The organism is Moorena sp. SIO3B2 (assembly GCF_010692525.1).
Lineage (GTDB): Bacteria > Cyanobacteriota > Cyanobacteriia > Cyanobacteriales > Coleofasciculaceae > Moorena > Moorena producens.
The window spans coordinates 1-4,699 of sequence record NZ_JAAHHE010000427.1 but is presented as its reverse complement, the minus strand read 5'-3'; the positions used below and the strand labels follow the sequence as shown (position 1 = coordinate 4,699).

General features: G+C 40.8%; 4 protein-coding genes. 2 read left to right on the top strand and 2 right to left on the bottom strand.

The genetic code is table 11. The annotated features are described in order from the left end of the window. Positions 1–236: 236 nt before the first annotated feature. Entirely contained in the window at positions 237–2,087 is a 1,851-nt protein-coding gene (locus F6K38_RS35335; protein WP_287267498.1) for a tetratricopeptide repeat protein, read from the top strand. Continuing rightward, positions 2,080–3,339, top strand: a complete 1,260-nt coding sequence (locus F6K38_RS35330; RefSeq protein WP_287359751.1) for an ATP-binding protein — start codon at positions 2,080–2,082, stop codon at positions 3,337–3,339. The genes F6K38_RS35335 and F6K38_RS35330 overlap by 8 nt, the downstream gene beginning before the upstream one ends. 40 nt (positions 3,340–3,379) lie before the next feature. Here the strand turns inward: F6K38_RS35330 and F6K38_RS35325 are convergent, their stop codons facing one another. Both F6K38_RS35325 and F6K38_RS35320 read right to left on the bottom strand, forming a co-directional pair. Then, on the bottom strand, positions 3,380–3,538 hold the full coding sequence (locus F6K38_RS35325) for a hypothetical protein (protein ID WP_154659810.1): 159 nt from the start codon (positions 3,536–3,538) through the stop codon (positions 3,380–3,382). Positions 3,539–3,555: 17 nt separating this feature from the next. Further along, positions 3,556–4,305 carry an SDR family oxidoreductase gene (locus F6K38_RS35320; RefSeq protein WP_008184943.1) on the bottom strand — a complete coding sequence of 250 codons (750 nt, stop codon included), beginning with the start codon at positions 4,303–4,305 and terminating at the stop codon, positions 3,556–3,558. Between the last annotated feature and the right edge of the window lie 394 nt (positions 4,306–4,699).

Sequence of the window (4,699 nt, the reverse complement as noted above, 5' to 3'; positions counted from 1 at the left end):
TGACCGAATTTTTTTATTAATTGCTATACTTATAGAAGTTATTAATGGGAGTTTTGATCCCCCCTAACCCCCCTTAAAAAAAGGGGGGAAAAGAGTAGGCGTATGGTGCGTTAGGGACGGGCTCGGCCTCATTTTATCGGTAGTTAATCTTGGAAGAGTCCGTCCTGTAACGCACCACCATATCAAACTGATAGCTGACCGCTGAGCACTGATAGCTAATAGCTGAATAAATAAAAATGGACGAAGAAAGACTACAAGCATACCTCAACTTGATCCAGCAACTGCTAACTTGTCCCAGCGGTGAAGAAATCCAAATTATTGAGAGCAACCGCGAGTTAGTGGATGCAGAGTTATTGCAGGTAATGGCACAAGAAGCAGAAAAACTAGCAGCAGATGGCAACCAAAATGCTGCTGAATTTTTAGGTAGTCTCAGGAGTGACCTTTTAGAGAGAATTTCAGAATCCCCTACCTTAGTTAATGCTTCAGACCAAGACTATCTAGAATTTTTTAAAGAGGTATTGCTAGCAACTAGCGAAAGCAATAGTGATCCGAAAGTAGTCTATCCACTCCTGGAAGCAAACCTAGACAAACTCGATCATAACTTTATCGATATCTTACAAACCTGGGCAAGTTCTAAACTCTCAGAAGCGGAGCCAAAAATAGCAAAAATTATGGCTACAGTTATTGGTGAATTTAGCAACTTTATTAGCGATTTTACACTAGGGAAGAAAGCCAATAACATGGAAATTGCTATTGCTGGTTACGAAACGATACTAACAGTGTTTACTAATCAGAGTAAGCCGGAAAATTTGGCAAACCTTCACCATAACCTGGGCATTGCCTACATTAACAGAATCAATGGAGACAAAGCTGATAATTTAGAACTGGCCATAGAAGCATACCAACTAGCTTTATCCGTTTGGACTAAACCAGACTTTCCCGAAAATTGGGCAATAACTCAATATAACCTGGGCATTGCCTACAGAAACAGAATCAATGGAGATAAAGCTGATAATCTAGAACTGGCCATAGAAGCATACCAACTAGCTTTATCCGTTCGTACTAAACCAGACTTCCCTGAAGATTGGGCAAACACTCAATATAACCTGGGCATTGCCTACAGTAACAGAATCAATGGAGACAAAGCTGATAATTTAGAACTGGCCATAGAAGCATACCAACTAGCTTTATCCGTTCGTACTAAACCAGACTTTCCTGAAAATTGGGCAAACACTCAAAATAACCTGGGTATTGCCTACATTTACAGAATCCGTGGAGATAAGGCGGATAATCTCGAACATGCTATCGAAGCATACCAACTAGCTTTATCCGTTCTTACTAAACCAGACTTTCCTGAAAATTGGGCAAACACTCAATATAACCTGGGCTATGCCTACGGTAACAGAATCCGTGGAAATAGGCCTGATAATCTCGAACTTGCTATAGAAGCATTCCAACTAGCTTTGGAAGTTATCACCAAACAAGACTTCCCCGAAGATTGGGCAATTGTTCAAAATAACCTGGGTAATGTCTACAGTAAGCGAATACTCGGAAATAGTGCAGAAAATCTGAAAAATGCGATCGCATCCTATCAAAATGCTTCAGAAATCTACACCCGTGAAGCGTTTCCCGAAGATTGGGCAGACGTTCAAACTAATATTGGTAAACTACTGGTTCAGCGAGGAAGCTGGTATGATGGATTATCCCGTTTAGAGCAAAGTCTGGCTATCTATCGCCAAACCGAAAACCTAGAAGCCCGTGCAGATGCAATATACCACATTGCCCGCACCCATCATTTAATGATGAACCTAGACAAAGCCCGCATCCATTACCGGGACGCTCTGCGCATCTACGACTATATCAAAAATCAAGAAGGAATAGCTGCCTGCAAAACGGGATTAGGGAGACTAATGATTTCCCTTGGATTTATCGACGATGCTAGACAAGAATTAACCCAGGCTTGTGATATTTATCATAAACTTAAGGATAACCAAAAAATTGATAATATTCAAGAAATATTCCAACTATTAGCAAAATCAAAGATAAACAAATTAAAAAAATTAAACCCAAGCCATAGCCATGAGTGAAGCTGATAAACTTTGGAAGAAAACAAAACAAAATTTTGCTAACTGGAATCTTGAAGAAATTCCTTTTTCTGAAAGTGCTTCCAGCTTGCAGTCAAACCTAGAGCAAGTTTTTACAGGTCGCACCCAGGAGTTAAGCAAGATATTTAACTTATTGCAGGGTCGTGAACGGAAGCGGATATTAGTCTATGGTCCCGTTGGTATTGGTAAAACAGCATTTATTTTAGAAGTATTGGGAGTTTTACAGCGGAACACCGAAGATACTCTCGCTACCTATATCAGTCTACCCTTTGAAACTGATTTAGCAACCGCTGCTTTGATTGCCCTAGCTCGACATATGCCAGAGGATGAGTGGGCGCAACAACTGTTAAACAACATGGGATTGATGAGTGAATCGACTCGCAAAACCAAGACCAAGTTAGAGGGAAAATTTGCCGGGTTTGGGGGAAGCATTGAAGCGGAATCCAAACCGGTTAATGCTCCGAAGTTTCCCACCCTCACCTTTCAAGACTTATTGGAAAGGGCGCTGGAAAAGTATAGTCGTGTGGTGATTGCTATCGATGATTTAGATAAACAAGACCCAGACCGAGTGCGTCAACTATTGCACAATGCTCAAGGCATGCTCAAAGGTGATGCTTGGTTTATTTTGACTGGTCATCCTTCCGGGTTGACTCAGGAGCTTTTGATCGGTGAACGAGGATTATTTGATTTAGCATTAGAGATTAAAGCCTTAGACCAACCCACTACTTATCAAATGTTAATTAACTATCTTGCTAGCGCCCGGATTAGAGAAACTAGTAAAGACCCAATTAATCCTGATAGCGTTTATCCCTTCACTCTAGAAACTGCTAACAATTTGTGTGAACGTTCCGAGGGGATACCCCGTTGGTTTAATCGCATTGGTAGTTATGTATTACTGAAAGCAGCGGAACTGAAAGCAGACAAGATTACACCAGACGTCTTTCAGCAAGGTTTAGAAGATGTCAGTCAACAACTGCGCATTCATGCAAAATTGAGTGCTGAAGATTATTATGTGCTTGAGTTAGTTTTAGAAAAAGGGGTGCTATCCGATGAAAACATAACCATGGATGAACTCAAGCGGATGAAAGTTCAAGAGTTTAGTCAAATTTTACCGATTTTAGATAAATTAATCCAATTTGACTTAGTGCGTCGTTTACCTACGGATAAAGCAGCGGAATATCAAGGAAATCCTCTACTTTTGCCTCCGTCAGAGCAGTCAGATGAAGAAGAATGAAGAATTTAGAATTTAGAATTTAGAATTTAGAATTTAGAATTTAGAAATGAGTAGTTACGTAGGGTGCGTTAGGGGCGGAAAGCCTCTGATTTTTGGCCTCAACGCCCGGATCGGGATAATCCGCCCCGTACGCACCACCTTTGGGGGAGCCCTCTGAGCTGACCGCTGACCGCTGACCGCTGACCGCTGACCGCTGCATGCTTACAGCTCCTACATCTATTGAGCGAGAAAACCTCCATCTACAGCTAAAAATTCTCCTGTAATAAAAGATGCTTTATCTGAACACAGAAAAACTACAGCATTGGCAACTTCTTCTTCTCTGCCTACTCGACCCATAGGATGTTTTTTAATAAACTCTTGATAGAAAGGAATAGGGAAGAAAGGACGAGCCATGTCTGTGTCAATTACACCGGGACATACGGCATTAACACGAATGTTAGACTGTGCCACCTCTAAAGCCGCTGTTTTAGTTAAGCCCAATACTGCGTGTTTACTAGCGGTATAAAGAGATATTGGTGCTAAAGCAACCAAACCTAGAATAGAAGCACAATTAACAATTGCTCCCCCTCCATGATTTAACATATAGGATAGTTCGTATTTCAGAGATAAAAATACCCCTTTAACATTGACATTAAAGACTTGGTCATAATTTTCTACTGTTTCTTCAGTAATTGGATTTCCTACAGCGAAACCAGCATTATTAAAAGCACAATCAAGATGACCATAGATTTCAACGGTTTTTTCGACTAAATTCTTAACCTGTTCTTCTTGAGTGACATCAGTTTGGATAAAAATACCTTCTCCACCTACTTTTTTGATTAAATCAACCGTTTCTTCTCCTTCTTTACTTCGACGGGCAGCAACCACAACTTTTGCACCTTCTTTGGCAAAGGCGATCGCCGTTGCTCGACCAATACCAGAACTAGCACCAGTAATTAATGCAACTTTATTTTTTAGTTCTTCCATTGTTGATATCTCAGGCAGGATAAGCGTGTCTAAAATACTATTTATAAAATACTATTATATAAGTAACAACCAAAGGAAGCAACTCAAAGTTGCAGAACAGATCAACTATGTACCATCAGAGCAAGCTTAAACCAATGAGGGGGCTAAAGATTTAGTACAAATGTTCTGCATAAGTTACATGCTCCCACAACCAAGACAGCTGAAGGCTGACAGCTGACCCAGGGGTAATAAACAATGGACAAACAAAGAAAACAAGCATACCTCAACTTGCTCCACCAACTCCTAACTTGTCCCAAGGGCAAAGAAGTCCAACTTCTTAATAGCAACCGCGAGTTAGTGGATGCGGAATTCTTACAGGTAATGGCACAATCAGCAGACTATCTGACAGCAAAGG

Excerpts from the sequence above, each read along its gene's own strand:
- F6K38_RS35335 (WP_287267498.1), top strand. The coding sequence starts at position 237 with ATGGACGAAGAAAGACTACAAGCATACCTCAACTTGATCCAGCAACTG.
- F6K38_RS35330 (WP_287359751.1), top strand. The coding sequence starts at position 2,080 with ATGAGTGAAGCTGATAAACTTTGGAAGAAAACAAAACAAAATTTTGCT.
- F6K38_RS35325 (WP_154659810.1), bottom strand. The coding sequence starts at position 3,538 with ATGCAGCGGTCAGCGGTCAGCGGTCAGCGGTCAGCGGTCAGCTCAGAG.
- F6K38_RS35320 (WP_008184943.1), bottom strand. The coding sequence starts at position 4,305 with ATGGAAGAACTAAAAAATAAAGTTGCATTAATTACTGGTGCTAGTTCT.